19 protein-coding genes are annotated in these 19887 nt (G+C 54.8%); 13 read left to right on the plus strand and 6 right to left on the minus strand.

Translation table 11 applies throughout. From position 1 onward, the window contains the following. Positions 1–48: 48 nt before the first annotated feature. The 3 genes from hldE (at position 49) to K0H79_RS03710 (ending at position 2993) form a co-directional block, all read left to right on the plus strand. On the plus strand, positions 49–1479 hold the full coding sequence (gene hldE / locus K0H79_RS03700) for a bifunctional D-glycero-beta-D-manno-heptose-7-phosphate kinase/D-glycero-beta-D-manno-heptose 1-phosphate adenylyltransferase HldE (protein ID WP_220077361.1): 1431 nt from the start codon (positions 49–51) through the stop codon (positions 1477–1479). After that, positions 1479–2360: a hypothetical protein gene (locus K0H79_RS03705; protein ID WP_220077362.1), complete on the plus strand. Its 882-nt coding sequence runs from the start codon at positions 1479–1481 to the stop codon at positions 2358–2360. Before hldE ends, K0H79_RS03705 begins: the two co-directional genes overlap by 1 nt. Before the next feature lie 144 nt (positions 2361–2504). Then, a complete protein-coding gene (locus K0H79_RS03710; RefSeq protein WP_220066842.1) occupies positions 2505–2993 on the plus strand; it encodes a TetR family transcriptional regulator in 489 nt (162 codons plus the stop codon). Between the two features lie 62 nt (positions 2994–3055). On the opposite strand, the gene K0H79_RS03715 is transcribed toward K0H79_RS03710, so the two are convergent. Further along, positions 3056–3322, minus strand: coding sequence for a hypothetical protein (locus K0H79_RS03715; protein WP_220066843.1), 267 nt, complete (start codon positions 3320–3322; stop codon positions 3056–3058). 277 nt (positions 3323–3599) lie between these two features. Between K0H79_RS03715 and K0H79_RS03720 the strand changes: the two genes are divergently transcribed. Then, on the plus strand, positions 3600–4217 hold the full coding sequence (locus K0H79_RS03720) for a hypothetical protein (protein ID WP_220077363.1): 618 nt from the start codon (positions 3600–3602) through the stop codon (positions 4215–4217). After that, positions 4214–5302 carry a rhomboid family intramembrane serine protease gene (locus K0H79_RS03725; RefSeq protein ID WP_220077364.1) on the plus strand — a complete coding sequence of 363 codons (1089 nt, stop codon included), beginning with the start codon at positions 4214–4216 and terminating at the stop codon, positions 5300–5302. Before K0H79_RS03720 ends, K0H79_RS03725 begins: the two co-directional genes overlap by 4 nt. A 68-nt stretch (positions 5303–5370) precedes the next feature. On the opposite strand, the gene K0H79_RS19285 is transcribed toward K0H79_RS03725, so the two are convergent. Further along, complete coding sequence (locus K0H79_RS19285) at positions 5371–5502, minus strand: hypothetical protein (RefSeq protein WP_258405470.1); 132 nt, start codon at positions 5500–5502, stop codon at positions 5371–5373. A gap of 150 nt (positions 5503–5652) precedes the next feature. On the opposite strand from K0H79_RS19285, the gene trxC reads away from it, so the two are divergent. The 3 genes from trxC to mtgA all read left to right on the plus strand — a co-directional run bounded on the left by trxC (position 5653) and on the right by mtgA (position 7865). Further along, complete coding sequence (trxC, locus tag K0H79_RS03730) at positions 5653–6075, plus strand: thioredoxin TrxC (protein ID WP_220077365.1); 423 nt, start codon at positions 5653–5655, stop codon at positions 6073–6075. Between the two features lie 75 nt (positions 6076–6150). Then, on the plus strand, positions 6151–7026 hold the full coding sequence (locus tag K0H79_RS03735; RefSeq protein ID WP_220077366.1) for a hypothetical protein: 876 nt from the start codon (positions 6151–6153) through the stop codon (positions 7024–7026). A 101-nt stretch (positions 7027–7127) separates the two neighbouring features. Continuing rightward, positions 7128–7865, plus strand: a complete 738-nt coding sequence (mtgA, locus tag K0H79_RS03740) for a monofunctional biosynthetic peptidoglycan transglycosylase (RefSeq protein ID WP_220077367.1) — start codon at positions 7128–7130, stop codon at positions 7863–7865. Positions 7866–7925: 60 nt separating this feature from the next. Here mtgA and K0H79_RS03745 read toward each other — a convergent pair whose 3' ends face one another. Further along, positions 7926–8456 carry a type VI secretion system tube protein Hcp gene (locus K0H79_RS03745; RefSeq protein ID WP_220077368.1) on the minus strand — a complete coding sequence of 177 codons (531 nt, stop codon included), beginning with the start codon at positions 8454–8456 and terminating at the stop codon, positions 7926–7928. Between the two features lie 226 nt (positions 8457–8682). On the opposite strand from K0H79_RS03745, the gene K0H79_RS03750 reads away from it, so the two are divergent. Continuing rightward, positions 8683–9024: a hypothetical protein gene (locus K0H79_RS03750; protein ID WP_220077369.1), complete on the plus strand. Its 342-nt coding sequence runs from the start codon at positions 8683–8685 to the stop codon at positions 9022–9024. 115 nt (positions 9025–9139) lie between these two features. Beyond that, positions 9140–9556, plus strand: coding sequence for a GFA family protein (locus K0H79_RS03755; protein ID WP_220077370.1), 417 nt, complete (start codon positions 9140–9142; stop codon positions 9554–9556). Positions 9557–9698: 142 nt separating this feature from the next. On the opposite strand, the gene katG is transcribed toward K0H79_RS03755, so the two are convergent. Beyond that, the gene (gene katG, locus K0H79_RS03760; protein WP_220077371.1) at positions 9699–11915 is read right to left on the minus strand and encodes a catalase/peroxidase HPI; all 2217 of its coding nucleotides are present in this window, start codon (positions 11913–11915) and stop codon (positions 9699–9701) included. 464 nt (positions 11916–12379) lie between these two features. On the opposite strand from katG, the gene K0H79_RS03765 reads away from it, so the two are divergent. The 3 genes from K0H79_RS03765 to K0H79_RS03775 all read left to right on the plus strand — a co-directional run bounded on the left by K0H79_RS03765 (position 12380) and on the right by K0H79_RS03775 (position 18176). Then, positions 12380–13273: a DMT family transporter gene (locus tag K0H79_RS03765; RefSeq protein ID WP_220077372.1), complete on the plus strand. Its 894-nt coding sequence runs from the start codon at positions 12380–12382 to the stop codon at positions 13271–13273. A gap of 113 nt (positions 13274–13386) precedes the next feature. Continuing rightward, positions 13387–17241, plus strand: a complete 3855-nt coding sequence (locus K0H79_RS03770) for a response regulator (RefSeq protein WP_220077373.1) — start codon at positions 13387–13389, stop codon at positions 17239–17241. Continuing rightward, positions 17238–18176 (plus strand): diguanylate cyclase domain-containing protein, encoded by a 939-nt coding sequence (locus tag K0H79_RS03775; protein ID WP_220066856.1) that lies wholly within the window; start codon positions 17238–17240, stop codon positions 18174–18176. The genes K0H79_RS03770 and K0H79_RS03775 overlap by 4 nt, the downstream gene beginning before the upstream one ends. 76 nt (positions 18177–18252) lie before the next feature. On the opposite strand, the gene K0H79_RS03780 is transcribed toward K0H79_RS03775, so the two are convergent. Beyond that, entirely contained in the window at positions 18253–18516 is a 264-nt protein-coding gene (locus K0H79_RS03780; RefSeq protein ID WP_220066857.1) for a DUF2999 family protein, read from the minus strand. 160 nt (positions 18517–18676) lie between these two features. Continuing rightward, on the minus strand, positions 18677–19675 hold the full coding sequence (locus tag K0H79_RS03785; RefSeq protein ID WP_220077374.1) for a catalase family peroxidase: 999 nt from the start codon (positions 19673–19675) through the stop codon (positions 18677–18679). Between the last annotated feature and the right edge of the window lie 212 nt (positions 19676–19887).

Genomic DNA, 19887 nt, shown 5'->3' on the forward strand with positions numbered 1-19887 from the left:
AATTGGGTACAATCCGCTTTTAGTTTCGGCAAATTCAATGTGAGTACTATGAAGGTTACGCTGCCAGCTTTTGAGAAGGCCCGGGTTTTGGTTGTTGGGGATGTGATGTTGGACCGCTATTGGGTGGGACCGACCGGACGCATCTCCCCCGAAGCCCCTGTGCCCGTGGTGCGCATCAATCAGATTGAAGACAGGCCAGGCGGCGCCGCCAACGTGGCGCTGAACATCGCCGCCCTCGGTGGCAAGGTGCAGTTGTCAGGCCTGGTGGGACAGGATGATACCGCAGATGCCCTGACTCGCGGCGTGCAAGCCCTTGGCGTTGAACCCCATTGGCTGGTGGTGGAAGATAAGCCCACCATCACCAAGCTCAGGGTATTGTCCCGCAATCAGCAGCTCATCCGACTCGACTTTGAAGAAGCCTTTGATAAGCAAAGCAGTGATGCCTTGCTGACTCGGGCCGAAGCGCGCCTCGACGATGTGGACGTGGTTATCCTGTCGGACTATGCCAAGGGCGCCGTGGGTGAACCCGCCGACTTTATTGCCAGAGCCCGTGCCAAAGGGGTCAAGGTACTGGTAGACCCCAAAGGCAGTGACTTTGCCCGCTACCGGGGCGCAACCCTGCTGACTCCGAACATGAGTGAATTTGAAGCCGTGGTGGGGGCTGTGACCAGCGAAGCGGATTTGGTTGAAAAGGCCCAAAAGCTGCTTCAGGACCTGGCATTGGATGCGCTCTTGGTGACACGCTCTGAAAAGGGCATGACCCTGATTACGCCCAAGGCTCCCGAACTGCATATCCCCACCGTGGCCCGTGAGGTATACGACGTCACAGGTGCCGGTGATACCGTGATTTCGGCCTTGGCCACGGCCCTTGCCGCCGGTGCTGAGCTGCCTCAGGCCTGTGCCATCGCCAATACCGCCGCCGGTGTGGTAGTCGGCAAGCTGGGCACATCCACAGTCAGCCGTATCGAACTGATTGAAGCCCTGAAACCCCATCAGGGCGAGTCAGGCATTGGTGTCGTGAGTGAAGATCAGCTGGTGTATGCCCTGGAGCAGGCCAAGCTTCGCGGCGAGCGGGTAGTGATGACCAATGGCTGCTTCGATATTCTCCACGCAGGTCATGTGAGTTATCTCGCCCAGGCCAAGGCCCTTGGCGATCGCCTGATTGTGGCCGTGAATGATGATGACTCGGTGCGCCGTTTGAAAGGCGATGGCCGTCCGGTGAACTCAGTCGACAGACGCATGGCGGTGCTCGCCGGGCTTGCCTCGGTGGACTGGGTGGTGCCCTTCAGTGAAGACACGCCCCAGCGGGTTATCGCCAGACTCCTGCCAGACCTCCTGGTAAAGGGCGGCGACTATAAGGTGGAAGACATTGCCGGTGGCGCCGAGGTGATTGCCAATGGCGGCCAGGTGAAGGTGCTTGGCTTTGAAGATGGTGTGTCGACCACAGCCATCATTCAGAACATCATGAGCCGCCACTGATGCAGTGGCGACTGACACTGAATCTGCTGTTGTTGATGGCCTGTAGTGGTCTGAATGCGGCGCAGTTCAGTGGCAGTCTACACAACCCTAAACAGGTCATTGTGGCGGGTAAGGAGGTGATTCTCTGTGAGCTCGCCGCAATACCTTCCTGCCTTGCCAGCCTGCCGCAAGAGGTGACGGCGCAATTACCTGAGGATATCCCGGCACTTTTGGGGTATCGCGCCGCGTTGGTGACGCCGGTTTCTCACCCTGCGATAGCCGGGGTGATAGTGATGGCACCTGAGCGCACCCCAAGTCGCGAGAGTGCCATAATCTCAGGGGCTCTGCTGGAGCTGCCGTTGGCAGAACAATCCACCTTAACCCTGTGGCACGAGATTGGCCATTTGGAGGTCAGAGCCCTGCAAGGCTCTGTGCTGCCGGACATCCTCAGCGTGCGTGAGCAGGAATGGCTGGCCGATGCCTACCTTTATTGGCGGGTTGCCAGAGAGAAAGGCAGTCTCACTCTGGCCTGGCAGCAGTTTCATCGCCGTAATCTGCAGGCTATCAATGACGTTAACCAGTTGTCCCATTGGAGCTCTCTTTACTTACTCCCGCTACTTAACAGGTATGATGCCAAAGAACTGGCGTTATTCGCTGAATTTGGTGCTTTTTGCCAGGATTTTTACCCAAGCCTTCCCCAGTGGTCTGACGAAGAGCTGCAGGAGTTTGCCAGCCTTTTGCATAATCTTTTTCAATCCGGTAACACCCGGAATATGCCCCATTATATGTACTGGCGAAAACCGCAATTACGCCCCGTATTGGCGCCCACCCTCGGTTTGCTGATGGGGCCAAACAACGCCCATCAATGGCTCAGCAGACAGCATATGTTAATCAAGGGTTAGCGATTTGGCATGGTGTTCGGTTTTTAGCTGAACACTGGCTGAACGAAAGTCAGATACTCTTATGAATGCCATTTTTCTGGCAGTAATCCCTCTAATGCTTTGGTAAGCTCTGCGCAACAAATATAACAACGGGGGATACATTTCATGGCGAAACGTTCCAAGGTGCAGACTGAGCAGACCATTAACCAGATCATGGATGAGGCGCTCAAGCAAATCCTGAGTATTGGTTTCGACGCTATGTCATACACAACGCTGTCAGAAGCGACCGGGATCAGCCGGACTGGTATCAGCCACCACTTCCCGAAGAAAACGGACTTTTTGGTACGTCTGGATGCACGTATTGGCCGCCTGTTTATGGCAGCTCTGGACTTTTCCAGCGTTGAAGCGCTGGAGCGCAGCTGGATGCAGGCGATGCGCGAGTCCCACTATCGGGCCGTACTGAAACTCTTCTTCAGTCTTTGTGGTTCAGCTGAGCGTGATGTGACACAGTTTCGTGCCATCAGTGGCGCCCGTGAAAGCGCCATGCTGGAGCTGGGCACTCAGGGCGAACGGACCATCAACCAATTGCTGGGCCGTGCGGCTGTTATGCTGATTGCAGAATCCGATACCGCTGTGGCAAGTCAGGCAGCTTGAATGCCCAACAAGCAATAGCGGTAATAGCAGTATAAGAAAAGGAGCCTCATGGCTCCTTTTCGCTATTGGCGCAGTTGTATGTCCGGGGCGAAGTCGATATCCCCCCAGCTATTTATGGTTGCAAGTCTTGCATCCTGGCGGGTGATGGCCAAAGGCTGGCTCTGTTGTCCGCGGACAAAGAGTAACTGATAGCCAAGTTTCGCCAGCGTATAAAATGCAAACCTCTGTGCAGTGGTGAGTTTGTTCCAGTGGTCCAGATTACTGGGACTACCATGCCGCCGGTCAGCTTTCTCCCTGTGGCCTTCTTGGTGGGTGCTTTCATGGGTCATGTCACGCCTCCAACGTGTGCCGTCACTGCCTTAGCAGTACTTTAGTTATACGCCAACGACGGATAATCACAATAGCCTGATTTTCCCATTTATGCATATTGTGTGTCGGTAATGGGTATGGTTTGGCGTTGGATGCACAGGCGTTAATCCGCCGGACCCTTAAATGGATTTTTTGATCTTGGCACTGGTTTACAGTGGCCTCGGCGCGTATCCTTGGACTCTTTTCACCCCCTTCATTAAATCGTTAATGAAATCCAAGGATTAGGAGTACCTTGATATGGATATCGAAAGTCAGAGCCCTGTGGCTGTAGCGCCGGGCGTTCAGGCCCACGCCGACACCCCGCGACATTCGCTGCGACTGGACAATCAGGAATTGGTGAAAACCAGTTTTTGGATAAGCCAGGTCTTTATGATTATCGCCACCGTGGCGGGCGTCTATCTGGCCGCGAAAGAAGGCTTATCCCAGGCCATCGCGTTTGATTCGCTGATGAGTCAGCAAAATAACTATCACCTGCGCCACGCTCTTTACGATGAGCTGGCCGACAACGTGCAAATTCTGACGGCGTATGCGGATAAGATAGAAAAAGAGCGCCCCTTCGATATCAAGCGGCACCATCCCGCAGTGGCCACCTTCGTGTGGGAAAACATGCGCTACTCTCAAAGCACCCTGGAAACCCCATCGGAAATTCTCTCGGCCTCCCGGCGCTTTCATAGCCAGTCGGCGGATATTATCGACAAGCTGGAATCCAAGTTCTATGGGCCCACCTATGGCGTAAAAGAGCTGCGGGTGGTGATAGCGTCCATGGAACAGCACACCTTGCCGGCACTGAAAATCAATTATGAGGCGCTCGGTGAATCGCTGCGCCAGGCTGGGGTATTGGAGGCGTCGAAATGAACAAGCAATTAACCTGTCCCGGCTGTCAGCATCAAAGTTTCAGGGTGTTTGAATTTCACGGTGAGCAGGTGGACACCTGCCAAAAGTGTGCCGGTCTCTGGTTTGAATATGGTGAGTTGGACCGGGCCCTGTCAACGGCCGACAACGGCGATGATGCCGTAGTGCTTGAACAGTCCATGGGGGCGCATCTGGGGCGCTCGGAGCGTCACTGTCACGGCTGTGACTGCACTTTGGAGCGCTACCACCTGATGCAGGAGTTTGAAATCGAAATAGACGTATGCCCTTCCTGCCGCGGTGTCTGGCTCGACAAGCATGAGTGCGACAAGGTGGTGCAGTCTCCCCGGGTGCGTCAGGCGTTGGCAGAGCTTAACGGCAAAATCAGTGTCAAAACCTGGCTGTTCCAGTTTTTGTCGCAAATGCCGGTGGAGTTCAATCTCAAGCCTAAAAGCAAGCCCGTGGTGACCTGGTGGTTGCTGGGTTTGAATTTGGTGATCTTTGGGGTCTACGGCTTCGACTTGTCGATGATAGATCCCATATTCGAGCAGTTTGCCCTCGTGCCAAATCAGGTGATGCACGGCAGCCATGTGTGGACCCTGTTCAGTCATATGTTCCTCCATGGCGACATCATTCACCTCGCGGGCAACATGTACTTCCTCTACGTGGTGGGGGATAACCTGGAAGATGCCCTGGGCCGGGCACGTTTTTTGGGGCTGTATCTGGTGTGTGGTCTCGCGGCTGCGGCGGCGCAAATCATCTCCGAGCCAGGCAGTGATATCTACATGGTGGGCGCCAGCGGCGCCATCGCCGGCCTGTTCGGCATGTATCTGCTGTGGTTTCGCTATGCCAGCCTGACCTTTATGTTCATCGTGTTTCAAAAGAAGGTGTCACCTTTGGTGTTCTTCGGCATTTGGCTCGCGTTTAACATCTTTGGCTTGTACATGGCGGGTGAGGGTGTGGCTTACTGGGCCCACATCGGTGGCTTTGTGGCGGGGCTGATTATCGGCAAGCTGATGTATACCAGAGTGATGGCAGCCAACCCCATGCTGGCGCTAATGAGCTCACCGGAAGTGAGGGTGAGCCGTTAAGCTCAACGAAAAAGGCGCCCAAGGCGCCTTTTTTGTTGCTCATTTCGCTCGTAGGGCCGTGCAGGATATTAAAAACGCCTCGGATTCAGCTCCCAGTATTCCCAGCTTTCCAGCCCCTGAGCTTCGGCCAGTGCCATGGCACGGCTGTGCAGGGCCTGCGCTTCATTTATCGCGCCCATGGCTTTTTTGGCTTCGCTCATTTGTGCCAGCCAGTCGGCACTTTGCTCGCCTGTGTTTTACCCTGAAAGAGTTGGCAGCAAAAGTGAATAATGCTGGCTTTTTCGCCTTGTAATGGCGGCGCGCTGCCCCCATGTTTTGTGTCATCCCGCCTTCTTTTTGGAGCCATTGTTATGATCCTTGCCTGCCCCCAATGCCACGGCCTGAACCGGGTGCCCGACGACCGACTCAGCGACGCCCCCAGTTGTGGTCGCTGTAAATCGCCCTTGTTTACCGGTGCACCGATTGAACTGACCGCCGCCAACTTCGACGCCCATGCCGTCAAATCTGAGCTGCCTCTGGTGGTGGACTTTTGGGCGGCATGGTGTGGCCCCTGCCAAAGCTTTGCTCCGGTGTTCAACGCGGCAGCGGCGGAGATTGAACCCGGTTTTCGTTTCGGCAAGTTGGATACCGAAACCCAGCAGGCTCTGGCGGCGCGCTTCGGCATTCGCTCCATTCCCACGCTGATGGTTATCAAGGGGGGCAAGATACTGGGGCAACAGGCCGGGGCCATGCCCAAACAGGCCTTTGCCCAGTGGCTGAAGCAGTTTTCTTGATAAATCAGCCGCTTTGACTTGCCATTGTGCTTCGATAGCCGGAGGATAAACCCAGGTGGCCTTGGGAGTTGAACTATGCTGGATGTGCGTTGTGAAGAGCCGGGACAAGCACCCAGGGTCTTTTCCGTTTACGGGTTTGCCAAGCTGGATGAAGCCACGCAGGAGCAGCTCAGGCAATCGCTGTATTGCCTGGGATGCGGCGCGCGGGCCTATTTTCGCCGCGCCTCAAGCGATGGCAAGGCGGCTTGCTTTGGCTCCCTCTACCACAGTGATAATTGCCCCGAATATCGTCCATCGAGCTCCAGCAAAGAACATGAGGCCGACATTGCGGCCGTGCGTCAGGCCATTGAACAGGAAGACGGCCTGAGTATTGATTTTGATGCGCCGGTGCGGCTTGGGCGCAAGAGTACCGGTCATTCCACCGCCTCATCCGTCAGGGAGCCGCAGGGTTGCTACGATGTCCATTCGCAACACACACCCAATACTCAAGCCAAGGCGGCCGGGCAAACAGAGGATACGCTGCAGACCCCAAAACTCGGGCTTAAAAAACTGCTCATGAGTTTATTGCGGGGCAGTGAGCTTGCTGGCTCGGACCTTTGGGTCTACACCGATGAGGTACACCGCTGGCGTGCGAAAAACCTGTTTGTGAATTTTGCCGATGCGATTCCTACGGAAAAAGGCGCGCCGCGCATGTATTGGGGTACCTTGTCCCATGCGGATAACGACATGAATTGGCTAAATCCCACCGACAGCCGTGAGGTGGGCATTGGTATCTCTGATGTCCGCGAGGCTCTGCTCAAACGATTTGGCATTAAAGAACGGGCTGACTTTGAAGGTGCGGGAATTATTCTTTTTGGCAAGTGCTTCTACACCAAGGATAAAAAACGCAAAATCATCAAACCCTGGAGCCAGGATCCCAAATGGGTTTATTTGCTGCCCGGCTTGGATTAGCCGTCTCCCCTCAGGCCAGAAGACGAAATACGGATATGAGTCGAGTGTTGAAATGAGAATGAAGCGGATTCACCCAGAATGTAGGGTCAGGGGCATTTGTCATGTCTGAAAAGAATCAGGCATGTAGCAACAAGCCCGGGTTACTCGTCCGCAGTTGGCGCGGATTCTGGCGCTGGAGTTTTCGACTCTTGCTGGCTTTTCTGCTGCTGTCTTTGGCATTGGTGCTGATGGTCAGCTTTATCAATCCACCCACCTGGGCCTGGCGTATCGACAGGGCGCTGTTCCCCCCCAAAGACAATATTCAGGTGCGCCACCAGTGGGTGCCGCTGGAGAAAATAGCGGCCAATATGCAATTGGCGGTCATCGCCTCTGAAGATCAGCGATTTACCCAGCACAACGGCGTCGACTTTGTGGCCATTAAAACGGCCATCGAAGACAGAGATCCGGGGGAGCCCCTTCGCGGTGCCAGTACCTTAACCCAGCAAACGGCCAAGAACCTGTTTCTCTGGTCTTCCCGAAGTCTGGTCCGTAAAGGGCTGGAAGCCTGGTTTGCTGTGCTGTTGGATACCTTAAGTGGCAAGCGGCGTACTCTGGAGCTTTACCTGAATATCGTGGAATTTGGCCCGGGAATTTACGGGGTGGAGGCCGCCTCCCAATATTACTTCAACAAGGGGGCGGGCAAGCTCAGCTCCAGAGAAGCCGCCTTGCTGGCCGCCTTGCTCCCCAACCCCTGGTCATATCGCATCGATCCCCCTACGGCCTACATGAACCGACGCGCCGATTGGATTGGTCGGCAAATGCGCCAACTGGGAATGGCAACCCTGAATGACCTCGATTAGGTATGTGCTCTGCCAAAATCCCGGGCTTGGGCACATCCATGAATGTGCCCAGAGCCGGGCTCAGCGGCACTTATGGCTGCTGGAACTGATACGGGTGACTTCGGGGGCGCCTGGGCTGCCATCCGGCCCGGGACGACGGTACTCAATTGACGCTTCATCGAAATGCAAAGTGATGTTCTCAGTCATGCGATCATGGCCACCGCCACCGGTTTGATAACTGGTTACAGTGACATTGCGCATGCGCATCTTAAAGTAGTCCTCAGTGCGGGCGGTGCCGCTCTGGGTAATGGAAATTTCGGCATCGGGATACTGAGTGCCCATCATTTGCCCCATCAAAATATCGACGGTGGCGCTGTCGGTATATTTGACCAAAGCAACATCCATAACGCAGAGGCTGCCTGCGTTATTCATGCCATTGCTTGTACCCCAGCTCCAGCTGAGAAGTTCAATTTCCTCCCTGTGGGTATTGTCCTGGCTTTCGCCCTTGATATCGCCAATTTTTAAATAACCAGCCCCCTGAGCTGAGCCCACGGTCATTCCCAGGGCCAGGGCCGATACCATACCAAGTCGCTTCCATTGACTGACTCTCATCAGAATCTCTCCTTATGATTACAGAACTGTGCCGCCCATGCAGGCACAGGACTAAAGTGTAGGTCTCAGCGCTTATTCCTGCTTAGGGGGATAAATCTCATTCCAAGGATTGATGTGTGGCCAGAGGCGTTTCTTTAAGGTGTGCAGTGGCTCATTTTAGTGGTGCGGCCATAACGTCAACGCCAACACAGGCACGGATATTTACCCGAGTAAAAGGAACTTACCCATGAAACACTTTTTGATATTGCCTCTGCTCCTTGGCGTTTTGCTCCCCGCTGCTGCGAACGCCTCGGAAGAACCCGAGTTATCCGCCGAATTGTTCGAACAGGGACTACAGCAGACGCTCCAAACCATGCGCGGTAACGGCGTATTCAAAGTCGTGTCTGCCTGTGCCGGCATGAGTCAGGGCGCGCTGGAGCAAGCGGTGGTCAGGGAGCTCAGGCACTGCCACAGCGAATACAGCCACCAGCAAGATTATGAGGCGCTGGATGTGTGCCTGTCTGCCACCATGGAAAAGGCATCGGGCAAGTCAGAGGCCGAATTGGAAACCTGTATGATGAGCCGGTAGCCCCGGCTCCCGCAGGGGGAGGGTGGTGCTTAAACGGCCGGTTCACTGGACAGTGAGCCTGTTGTTGCCAACAATCGCAATATCCTTTGTTGAGTCGAGCCGGGTGAACACTGTTATGGATAGCTCCCCAATTGCCCGCGGCGCTTGCCTGTGCTGCGCCATTCATGTGGAAATCGATTTGCCACCCAAGTGGGTCGCCCATTGCCACTGCACACAGTGCCAACATGCCCATGGGGCGGCATTTGTGACCTGGCTTGGGGTGAATGAACTGGCTGCGCGCATCAGCGACCCTGAGCAGCAGCTGCAATGGTTTGCCTCATCACAGGCGGCGCGGCGGGGATTTTGCCGTCGCTGCGGCAGCAGTTTGTTTTTTACCTCCAGCCGCTGGCCGGGTGAGTTACACATAGTCCGTGCCTGCTTTCACGACCCCATAGTTCAGTTGCCCATGGCCCATGTGTTTTACGACACCCATGTGAATTGGTTTGAGGTGCGCGATAGATTGCCCAAAAAAGCCGCCCAGGAAGTCGAATAAATGTCACTCAGAGTAAGTTAAATGAGTCGTTCGAAACAGGTTCTGTACTAGGGTTAGGCGGCAAGAAAAAGCCCGCAGGTAATACTTGCGGGCTTTTAGGGGTAGCAAAACCACTACCTGGGTGTATTCGACAGAAGTGACGTTAGATATCGAATCTGTCCAGATTCATCACCTTGGTCCAGGCGGCAATAAAGTCCTCGATAAAGCGGTCTTTACCGTCGTTGGCACCATAGACCTCGGCTACGGCACGCAGCTCGGCGTGGGAGCCAAAAATCAGATCCACTGGGGTGGCTGTCCATTTGAGCTTGCCGCTTTGACGGTCAAAGCCCTGGTAGAGACCTGCTTCCTTGGGGGATTTTTCCCAGCGGGTAGACATATCCAGCAGATTCACAAAGAAATCATTGCTGAGGGTCCCTGGTTTGTCGGTAAAGACACCATGCTTTGCCTTGTTGCTGTTGGCATCAAGTACCCGTAAGCCGCCTACCAGTGCGGTCATCTCGGGTACCGACAGGGTCAGCTGAGTGGCTTTTTCAACCAGGGCTTTGGCTGGTGGCAGATAGCTTTCTTCGCTGAAGAAGTTACGGAACGCATCGGCCTTGGGCTCAAGTACCGCAAAAGAGCTGACATCCGTCTGGGCAGCGGTGGCATCCATACGGCCCGGGGTGAAGGGCACTGTCACCGAGTAACCGGCAGACTTGGCGGCTTGTTCGATGGCGGTACCACCGGCGAGCACTATCACATCAGCCAGAGAGACTTTCTTGCCACCCTTGAGTGACTTGTTGAAATCCTTCTGGATTTTCTCAAGCTTTGGCAACACCTTGGCCAGCTCTTTGGGATTGTTGACCTCCCAGTTGCGCTGAGGCTCAAGGCGCAGACGGGCACCGTTGGCGCCACCACGCATATCCGTGCCACGGAAACTGGCCGCAGAGGCCCAGGCTGTGCGCACCAGCTCAGGGACAGCAATGCCGGAAGCCAGTATGGCCGATTTCAGGGCAGCAATATCATTGGTGTCGATAAGGGCGTGATCAAGCGCCGGGATCGGGTCTTGCCAAATCAGGGCTTCGGCAGGTACATCGCCGCCCAGATAACGGGTTTTTGGCCCCATGTCTCTGTGGGTCAGCTTAAACCAGGCCTTGGCAAAGGCCAGTTCGAACGCTTTGGGATCTTCACGGAAGCGGCTGGTGATTTCACGGTAGCTGGGATCTTCCTTGAGGGCGATATCGGTGGTGAACATGATGGGCGCGTGGCGCTTTCCGGGCACGTGGGCGTCAGGCACTAGATTGTCACCGGCACCGTTGGCGGGGATCCACTGGATGTGGCCGGCCGGACTCTTGGACTGTACCCACTCGAAACCGTAGAGGTTATCCAGATATTGCATGGTCCACTGGGTTGGGCTGACAGACCAGGCGCCTTCCAGGCCGCTGGTGACTGTGTCTTCGGAGTGGCCCTTGCCACACTTGTTCTTCCAGCCAAGGCCCTGAGCTTCAACTCCCGCTGAGGCAGGGTCTGCACCCACGCATTTGGCGGGATCGTGTGCACCGTGGGCCTTACCGAAGGTGTGACCACCGGCAATCAGGGCTACGGTTTCTTCATCGTTCATGGCCATACGGCCGAAGGTTTCACGGATGTCTTTGGCGGCGGCCAGCGGGTCAGGTACGCCATTGGGGCCTTCCGGATTCACGTAAATCAGGCCCATCTGGGTGGCGCCCAGAGGTTTGGCAAGTTCGCCTTTTTCGTTGTGGCGTTTGTTGTCGAGCCATTTTTTCTCATGGCCCCAATCTACGCGCTCGGCTTCCCAGTCGTCAGTGCGACCGCCGGCAAAGCCGAAGGTTTTAAAGCCCATGGACTCAAGCGATACGTTGCCGGCCAGTACCATCAGATCGGCCCAGGATATTTTGCTGCCATACTTTTGCTTGATGGGCCACAGCAGTCGGCGTGCCTTGTCGAGGTTGACGTTGTCGGGCCAGCTGTTCAGGGGTTCAAAACGTTGTTGTCCACCGCTGGCGCCGCCACGGCCATCAAAAATGCGGTATACACCGGCGCTGTGCCATGCCATGCGGATAAAGAAAGGGCCATAGTGACCGTAGTCGGCTGGCCACCAGTCCTGAGAGGTGGTGAGGACGGTTTTGATATCGGCCTTTACCGTCGCCAGATCCAGACTGCCAAACGCCTTGGCATAGTCGTAATCTGCACCATAGGGGTTGGACTCGCTGCCATGCTGACGAAGGGGAGACAGATCCAGTTGTTCTGGCCACCAATAGCTGTTGGTGGTGGTTTCGGCCGCCTGGGTTTGGCCTGCGGCCAATGCCAGCGACAGTGACAGCGCCAAGGCTGACAAGGTTGGGAGCGTGCGTTTCATCTGCGTATCCTGTCCTTGGGGCACAGTGTCAATATTGACTGTGCCGGTTGTTATATGACACGGCAGGGGCCATGTCCGGTGATGGACCGGGGTGAATAACCGGAGTGAATAACCAGAGGTGCGTTTCACCCGGATCCTTGGAACGCTTTAGAAGGTAGTGGTAAAGTTTTGATCGTACTAAATGATTAATAGCGATTGTTTTAATCTGTAATTTAGATTTTGTTGTCTGACTCGCGCCAAATTGGGGCAATCGGGGCCTTGGTTTACCCTGCTCTGACAGCTGGGCGTAATGGTGTACTGCGTCGCCTTTTGAGCGCCATTCCTGCGGTGCTGATGGCATGTATCAACCCCAGCGGTAAGCGATTTGGCTTAACTCTGGTGGTTCGGTTTGATGTTGCTTAATAGATTGTTTTTATTAGAGAAGAAATGAGTGGTTTATGGCGGGCAGACTGGATGGAAACAAGATGATCGATACCCCAAAAAACCAGTCTCAGCGCTGGAACAGCCGACTGTGGTTTTTGACCGCGATGACCATGCTGGCCTTTGCCGCCAACTCCTTGCTGTGCCGCGAGGCGCTGGCCTCGGGCAGCATAGATGCCGCCAGTTTTACTCTGGTGCGTATGGTCAGTGGTGCTGTGGTGCTGGCGATGTTGGCCCTGGCACAGGGGAAGGGGCAGGCGCTTGCTGGCAATTGGCGTTCTGCCACTGCCTTGTTGGGATACGCCGCTGCCTTCTCCTTTGCTTATCACAGCCTGAGTGCAGCCACTGGCGCCTTGGTGCTCTTTGGTGCGGTGCAGGGCTCCATGATTGGTTATGGCTTCTGGGCCGGGGAAAGATTGGGGCCGCTGCAAGTGTTTGGTGTTGTGCTTGCCATGGTGGGATTGGGATGGTTTTTGCTCCCGGGCGTGGCCTCTCCGGACCCATTTGGTGCGGCCCTGATGTTGCTTGCAGGCTGCTGTTGGGGGGCCTATTCCCTGTTGGGGAGAGGCGTCGCATCGCCTTTGGCGGCGACAGCGGGCAACTTTGTCCGCGCCGTGCCTCTGGCGTTGGTGCTCTATGGGCTTTTGGCATTAAGCAGCCTGGCCGAAGTGACTGGGCAGGGAATCAATCTCTCCGGCATTGGCGTGGTCTATGGTGTCGCCTCGGGGGCGTTGGCATCGGGGCTTGGCTATGCACTCTGGTACTCGGTGCTGCCACGACTGGAAGCCACCACGGCAGCCACAGTGCAGCTCAGTGTGCCCATTATCGCATCCTTTGGTGGCTGGCTGCTTCTTGGCGAGGCCATGAGCATGCGGCTGATTGTCAGTGCCTTTGCCGTGCTCGGGGGCATTGCTCTGGTGGTCCAGCTAAGACGCTAACCCATAGAGGATAAAGGGAAAAAAGAGTATGCGCCTGCAGGCATAGCGGTCTATTATTTAAGCCACACCTTTTTTCAGCGCGTTATACACGACCTCATTGAACAGAGGGACTCATGCCAGGGACTCATTTGCTGAAGCCATCCTTATCACGTCAGTCGTTATTCTCCCTTTGGGTACCCGCGTTAATTTTAATTCTGGGTTATGTGGTTGGTGGCCAATTGGCCGACGGGCAACGCCTCGAAAATGATCAGCGTATCAAAGAGATCATGGCGGAAAGGTTACAGCAGATAAGTACCGGGGTGACAGAAAAAGTATCCCTTTATCAATACGGGCTAAGGGGTGTACGTGGGGCGATGCTCACCTATGGTGTTGATAATTTTGACTATGCCCGCATGCAGTTATACACCCAAAGCCGAGATTACAGCCATGAGTTCCCCGGCGCCCGGGGCTTTGGTTTTATTCAATATGTGTCGGTTCCCGCGTTGGACGTGTTCCTCGAAAACAGTGCCAAAGAACGGCCAGATGGTAACTTCGCTCTTCGTCAGCTAAATCCCCACCAGGAAGATCTCTTTGTTATCCGCTTTATTGAGCCCGAAGCCCGCAACAAACAGGCCGTTGGTTTGGACATAGGCTCAGAGACCAACCGGCGTCAGGCAGCACTGAGATCGGCACGGGAAAACAGCGTTACCCTGACAGGCCCCATCACCCTGGTACAGGCAAGTCAGAAAAGTTTGCAGGGGTTTTTGATTCTGATGCCGGTATATCGAACTCCTGGCCCTGAAGCCAGCTCCGGGACTGGCATGGCTAATCTGGTTGGCTGGAGTTATGCCCCCATCCTGATTGACGAGGTGCTCAGCACCATCTCAGGCCTTGAAGAACACCTGGCATTGGCTATTTATGATGTGACCGATGAAACGTCACAGCTGTTTTTCCAGCGTGGTGCCCATGATGTGGCACAAACCCAACATCAGGTAGACGCCAATATCAGTTTGTTTGGCCGGGACTGGCGCTTGAGCCTGTCACCGGATCCCGCCTTCATCCAGCGTATGGCTTTGCCGGAACCCCGGTCAACTTTGCTCGACGCCTGGCTTACCAGCCTCCTGATAGCCGTGCTGGTATACAGTGGCCAACTGATATGGATGCGCCGTGCGGTGGTATTGCAACATCGGCGCGAGCTGGCCAGTGCCGAAGAAAAAGCCCTGCTCAGTGCCAAGGCCAAGCTTGAGCAACTGGTGCATGAGCGGACCTCACAGCTTGAAAAAATGGGCGTTCTGCAGCGGACCATTTTGAATGCGGCGGCTTATGCCATTATTGCGACGGATCCCGAGGGCACTATCACAGTGTTTAACCCCTCGGCCGAACGCCTGCTTGGCTACAGCGCCAAGGAGATGATTGGGCTGCAAACCCCGGCCATTTTCCACCTTGAAGAGGAAGTGGTGCGCCGGGCGGCGCAGCTCACAGAAGAACTGGGCACCCCGGTAGAGCCCGGCTTCGATGCCTTTGTCGCCAAGGCAAGACAGGGCAAAGTAGACTCTCACAACTGGACCTATGTGAGTAAAAATGGCGACCGTTTCACGGTAAAACTCAGCGTCACGACTCTCTACGGTGAAGATAAGGGCATCATGGGGTATCTGGGGATTGCCTATGACCTCACAGAGCAGTTAAAGCGTGAGCGAGAGCTTGCCGATGCCCGGGAGCAGGCGCTGCAGGCAAGCCGTGCCAAGTCAGACTTTTTGGCCAATATGAGTCATGAGATCCGTACCCCCATGAACGCGGTACTCGGGCTTTTGCAAATGACATTGCAGACCGAACTGCCACCGCGGCCGAGGGACTATTTGCAAAAGACCCAACAGGCAGCCAAATCCCTGCTGGCGCTCTTAAATGACATTCTGGACTTTTCCAAAATTGAAGCAGGCCGGATAGAACTTGAGCGGCAAGGCTTTTCGCTGCAGCAACTGCTTGGGGAAATGGGCAGCATTCTGTCATCCCAGGTGCAGCAAAAAGACATTGAGCTGGTATATCAGGTCGCATCCATCGTGCCGGATCAGCTGATTGGCGATAGCCTCAGGCTGAGGCAAATTCTGCTGAATGTGTTAACCAATGCCATCAAGTTTACCGAGGCGGGCAACATAGTTACCCGTATTGATGCCGACCTGGGAGAAGACGGTGTCTGTCACCTGCATATTGAAATCCAGGACTCAGGTATCGGTATGACCGAAGAGCAGCAGGCCATTATATTCAAAGGATTTTCACAGGCCGACTCTTCAATTTCACGCCGCTATGGTGGCACGGGTCTTGGCCTGGCCATTACCCGTGAGCTGGTGCATTTGATGAAGGGGGAAATCCGCGTCACCAGCAGCCCAGGTGTAGGCAGTACCTTCATCATCGATGTGCAGCTGGGGTTTGATGCCACTAAATGCAGCCCGGGAGCCCGCTTCAGTGGTATGAAGGTGTTGCTGGTGGAAGACAACCATACGTCCCGCCTGGTGTTCAGTGAGCTGCTGCGTGATCTGGGGTGTGAGGTCACGGCACTGGATAATGGTTTAACCGCCATGAACACGATAGAGCGCATGGCACCTGACTCGTTCGATGTGCTCTTGGCAGATTGGCAGTTACCCGGACTGGACGGGTTGGAACTGGCCTCATGGGTACGTCATCTGGCGTCTCTTTCCAGGCAGCCCGGTATTATTATCGTCACCGCCTATAGTCAGGCCATGCTCGAAGCGCAGCTCAAGCATCGGGAAGAGCAGTTTGATGCCACCCTGATCAAACCCGTGACCCGTGAGATGTTGAGTCGTTGCCTGCAAAGTGTGGTGGAGCGCCACAGTGACGATAGCTTGAATATGTTGTCTCATCTGCCGTTGGCACCGAGTCTGGTTGGCAGGCGGCTGCTGCTGGTTGAAGATAACGCCACCAATCGCCTGGTTGCCACCAGTTTGTTGGGTCAGCTTGGCGCCGAGGTTACCGAGGCCGTGGATGGATTTCAGGCATTGGAGATTCTCACCCGTCAGCAGTTTGATTTGGTGCTGATGGATATTCAGATGCCGGGGATGGATGGTTACCAAACCACCCGTAGAATTCGCAACGAGCTTATGCTCGCCGACTTGCCCATCATTGCCATGACCGCCAACGCCATGCCGGAAGATAAGCTGGCTTGTCGGGATGCGGGCATGAACGACCACATAGCAAAGCCATTTGAGATAGACGTGGTGGCGACGAAATTGCTTCAGTACCTCAGTACACCCGACCACGTGATGAGGCCCAGCGAAGCGTTGGCAGATGATGCGGACTCCTTGGCTGCTGCGTCCCTGCCGTCGGAAGTAGCCGGGATGCCTATTCCCAAGGATGCACTGCCGCAGTCTGTCAGACAATTTTCACAAACGAATGGCCTTGACTTGGAAGAAGCCTGCAAGCGCTTGGGTGACCGTGAGCTTTATAACAGGGTCATCGATCAGTTTTTACTGGATATAAGCGAGGCGCAGCGCTGTCTGTCAGTACCTGACATTGCCATGAAAGACGCACGAATTCAGTATCACAGTCTTAAAAGTGGTGCAGCCAGCTGCGGATTGACGGCACTCGCCCAGATCCTCAGAAATGCCGAGGCTAATTGTCACCCCGACACCGATGTACAGGTGGCGCCCGATGAGGCGGTCTTGAGGGCTCTGCCTGAGGCTATCTCGTTGCTTGAGCAGTTACAGCCGTTGCTGTCGCCACAGGCCCAAAGTGAAGCGGCAGTCTCACAGACTGCACTGCCACAGGCTGAACTGGCAGCACAGCTAATCACGCTGCAACAGCTCCTGAGCCAGTCGGATATGGCTGCGCTGGATTTGCTGGCAAGCCTGCGGGAACCTTTGGCAGAGCAGGATGCTGAGCTGACCGGGAAGCTGGTAGATGCAGCAAACAACTTGGATTTTAATCAATCACTTGTTCTATTATCGGCTTTTGAGGGATTAGAGAGGATAGGATGATAAATCAGGAGCAGCCATTCAAAGGTAAAGATGATGGACCGCCCAAGGTGCTGATAGTTGACGATAAGCCATCCAACATTCAGATAGTCCATCACATCATCAAAGACCAATACCAGGTGCTGATGGCCACCTCTGGGAAACGTGCCATTGAAATCTGCCTGGAGATGTTGCCTGACTTGGTATTAATGGACGTCATCATGCCCGAACTCAGCGGCCTCGATACCTGTAAACTGATGAAGCAGCATCCTGATCTGGTTAATATCCCTGTTATTTTTATTACCGGCCTGCAAGGTCAACATGACGAAAACGCCTGCTGGGATGCAGGTGCTGTGGATTTTATTTCCAAGCCCTTTAACGCCACCACCCTCAAAAATCGCATCAAGGCCCAGGTGACCCTTAAACGCCAGAGTGATTTATTGCGTCGGCTTGCTTTTTTGGATGGCCTGACAGGGGTGAAAAACCGCCATTTCTTTGATCAATACCTCGAGACTCAGCTGATGTTGGCCAGGCGCCAATCCCAGGCGATTTGTGTGCTGATGGTGGATATCGACTATTTCAAGCAGTACAACGACAGCTTTGGTCATCAGATGGGGGACGAGGCGCTGCGCTCGGTGGCACAGGCGCTGGGGGGAAGCTGCAGGCGCCCTGCAGATTTGGTGGCCCGCTATGGCGGTGAAGAGTTTGTGGTCGTACTGCCCAATACCCCAAAAACCGGGATAGAGCGGGTGATTGAACGTATTCAGGGGGCCATTGCCGAACTGGCTATCAGCCACCCGACATCGGCAACCGGCATTTTGACTGTGAGTATGGGGGGCATGATTTGGCTCGCCGACTACCAAAGCGCAGAGGCCCTGATAGGCGAGGCCGATAAACGCCTGTACCGCGCCAAAAGTCAGGGACGAAACCGGGCCTGTATTGACGTCAATATCCCCTGAACACCAATAAAAACGGCAGAATTGGATTCTGCCGTTTGTTTTACGTTAAGGGCCCTTATCTGGGCGAAGCAGGCATTTATTGAGTCTGACTCTCATCAAACCGGGCCTTGGCAGCCTCAACTTTGGCAAAATCCAGCCCCAGCTCTTCCACGGCTTCTTTAATCAGCCCGGGATTCTGCATCACCAGCATCATCAGGCCCTGGAGTTTTTCCGGGGCAATACCAAGCTGACCCAGCACACCCATGGCCATCAGCGGGTTTTCGGTCAGGGTCTGGAACAGGCTCTTTACCTGCTCATCACTCACATTGTGCTCTTTAAGCAGCGCAATAATGGGGTTCATCGCGTTTCCTTCAACATCGGTCAAACATCAAGATGTGCCGATTCTAGCAGACTTGGCTGCAGAAGTTGATGCCTGCACCGTGTGTGCGAAGTGCAGTGTAAGCGCATGGATGGCATGCCGCCCGGCCTTGATTCTGGCCGGGCATTTCGCTGGAGAAGGCTTATCTGCGGCGAATAAAGGATTCAATGTACGCCGGTGTGCGGGCATTGAGTATCGGGTCGGCAGAAGGGGTAATGCCCTTTGGTAACAGCACAGGATTAAAGATGCCGTCACCGCACTGGCTAACCTCAGGGGCACTGTCCCTTTTCCCGTCAATCACCAGTTTGCCTGCCAATAAGCGGGGGCGGGAATCCGGCCAACTGACGGTGGGATCGTTGATGATATCGCTTGCTTCGGCCAGCTGAATGTAGAGCTCCCATTCGGCAGCTTGTGTTTCGATGCGTGTCAGCAACTCGGCTTTGAGGAAATTGTCATCCATTTTGGCAAGCTCATCTTTACTCAGGGCCGCAGTGCCTGCCAGCGGCTCAAAAATCCACTTCCCGGCAATGGGCTCTGCTGTCTTGTCAGATTGAGACTGACGAAAATAAAAGCTGTTTACACCAAAGTAGCGGCTGTTGGCGAAGCTGGGGCTCGGTGGCAGCTGCGCCACATAATCGAGAAAGCGTTTGGCATCTGGCTTATTGTCCTTAAGCCATTGCTTGCCTTGCGGCCCTTCCTTGATTTTGGTTTGGAAGCTGTAAAAGTCATCCAGATTACTGGCAAAGAAGATGGGCACATTGGTGGTAACAAAGTTAAGGCTTTCTTTTTCACCGTCTATTTTAAGCGACATAAAGCGCCCCGGGGTTTTGTCGGATAAGTTCGCATTGGTGCCGCCTAAGGAAAACCGTGCTGTGACCTTAATCGGTCCCTGATTGAAAAACGGAATATCCAGTTGCTGCTGCAACTCAGCTGCAGGGATAAAACTGCCGGAGGTACAAAAGCCTTTGGCGTGGTTCCTGAGTTTGACCTGTTTGCCCGCCTCTCGGCTGGCATCATCCAGGGTGCCATTCACGGCGTCCACCAACTCGGCAATGCTTTTTTCGCTGGCCAGACTGGCGGATGAAATCAGGCTGAGGCTGGTGATAAAGCAGACCTTGGCGAGGGATGCGTGTTTGACCATGTTTATGGCAACTCCATTTGATGATTAGAGAAGGGGTTCGCTGATGCATCAATAGACACGGCGGCCGGTAAAAATCTTTCAGCCGCAGGGAAAAAGCGAACGTTTGGCCTTCCCGGCAAAGCCTCGTTTTTTGCACAGGCTGCCCTTTTACAGGCCTTATGAGCCGGCAAAAAACCGGCCATTTAAGTGTTCTGAGCCTGACAAAAAAATAT

Origin of the sequence: Shewanella sp. FJAT-52076 (genome assembly GCF_019457455.1) — a bacterium.
Lineage (GTDB): Bacteria > Pseudomonadota > Gammaproteobacteria > Enterobacterales > Shewanellaceae > Shewanella > Shewanella zhangzhouensis.

Bases quoted from the DNA above. Each gene is read 5' to 3' on its own strand.
- K0H79_RS03725 (WP_220077364.1), top strand. From the start codon at position 4,214: ATGAACAAGCAATTAACCTGTCCCGGCTGTCAGCATCAAAGTTTCAGG.
- mtgA (WP_220077367.1), top strand. From the start codon at position 7,128: ATGTCTGAAAAGAATCAGGCATGTAGCAACAAGCCCGGGTTACTCGTC.
- K0H79_RS03715 (WP_220066843.1), bottom strand. From the start codon at position 3,322: ATGACCCATGAAAGCACCCACCAAGAAGGCCACAGGGAGAAAGCTGAC.
- katG (WP_220077371.1), bottom strand. From the start codon at position 11,915: ATGAAACGCACGCTCCCAACCTTGTCAGCCTTGGCGCTGTCACTGTCG.
- K0H79_RS03775 (WP_220066856.1), top strand. From the start codon at position 17,238: ATGATAAATCAGGAGCAGCCATTCAAAGGTAAAGATGATGGACCGCCC.
- K0H79_RS19285 (WP_258405470.1), bottom strand. From the start codon at position 5,502: ATGAGCGAAGCCAAAAAAGCCATGGGCGCGATAAATGAAGCGCAGGCC.
- K0H79_RS03770 (WP_220077373.1), top strand. From the start codon at position 13,387: ATGCCAGGGACTCATTTGCTGAAGCCATCCTTATCACGTCAGTCGTTA.
- K0H79_RS03705 (WP_220077362.1), top strand. From the start codon at position 1,479: ATGCAGTGGCGACTGACACTGAATCTGCTGTTGTTGATGGCCTGTAGT.
- K0H79_RS03765 (WP_220077372.1), top strand. From the start codon at position 12,380: ATGATCGATACCCCAAAAAACCAGTCTCAGCGCTGGAACAGCCGACTG.
- K0H79_RS03750 (WP_220077369.1), top strand. From the start codon at position 8,683: ATGAAACACTTTTTGATATTGCCTCTGCTCCTTGGCGTTTTGCTCCCC.
- K0H79_RS03745 (WP_220077368.1), bottom strand. From the start codon at position 8,456: ATGAGAGTCAGTCAATGGAAGCGACTTGGTATGGTATCGGCCCTGGCC.
- trxC (WP_220077365.1), top strand. From the start codon at position 5,653: ATGATCCTTGCCTGCCCCCAATGCCACGGCCTGAACCGGGTGCCCGAC.
- K0H79_RS03755 (WP_220077370.1), top strand. From the start codon at position 9,140: ATGGATAGCTCCCCAATTGCCCGCGGCGCTTGCCTGTGCTGCGCCATT.
- K0H79_RS03720 (WP_220077363.1), top strand. From the start codon at position 3,600: ATGGATATCGAAAGTCAGAGCCCTGTGGCTGTAGCGCCGGGCGTTCAG.
- K0H79_RS03735 (WP_220077366.1), top strand. From the start codon at position 6,151: ATGCTGGATGTGCGTTGTGAAGAGCCGGGACAAGCACCCAGGGTCTTT.
- hldE (WP_220077361.1), top strand. From the start codon at position 49: ATGAAGGTTACGCTGCCAGCTTTTGAGAAGGCCCGGGTTTTGGTTGTT.
- K0H79_RS03780 (WP_220066857.1), bottom strand. From the start codon at position 18,516: ATGAACCCCATTATTGCGCTGCTTAAAGAGCACAATGTGAGTGATGAG.
- K0H79_RS03785 (WP_220077374.1), bottom strand. From the start codon at position 19,675: ATGGTCAAACACGCATCCCTCGCCAAGGTCTGCTTTATCACCAGCCTC.
- K0H79_RS03710 (WP_220066842.1), top strand. From the start codon at position 2,505: ATGGCGAAACGTTCCAAGGTGCAGACTGAGCAGACCATTAACCAGATC.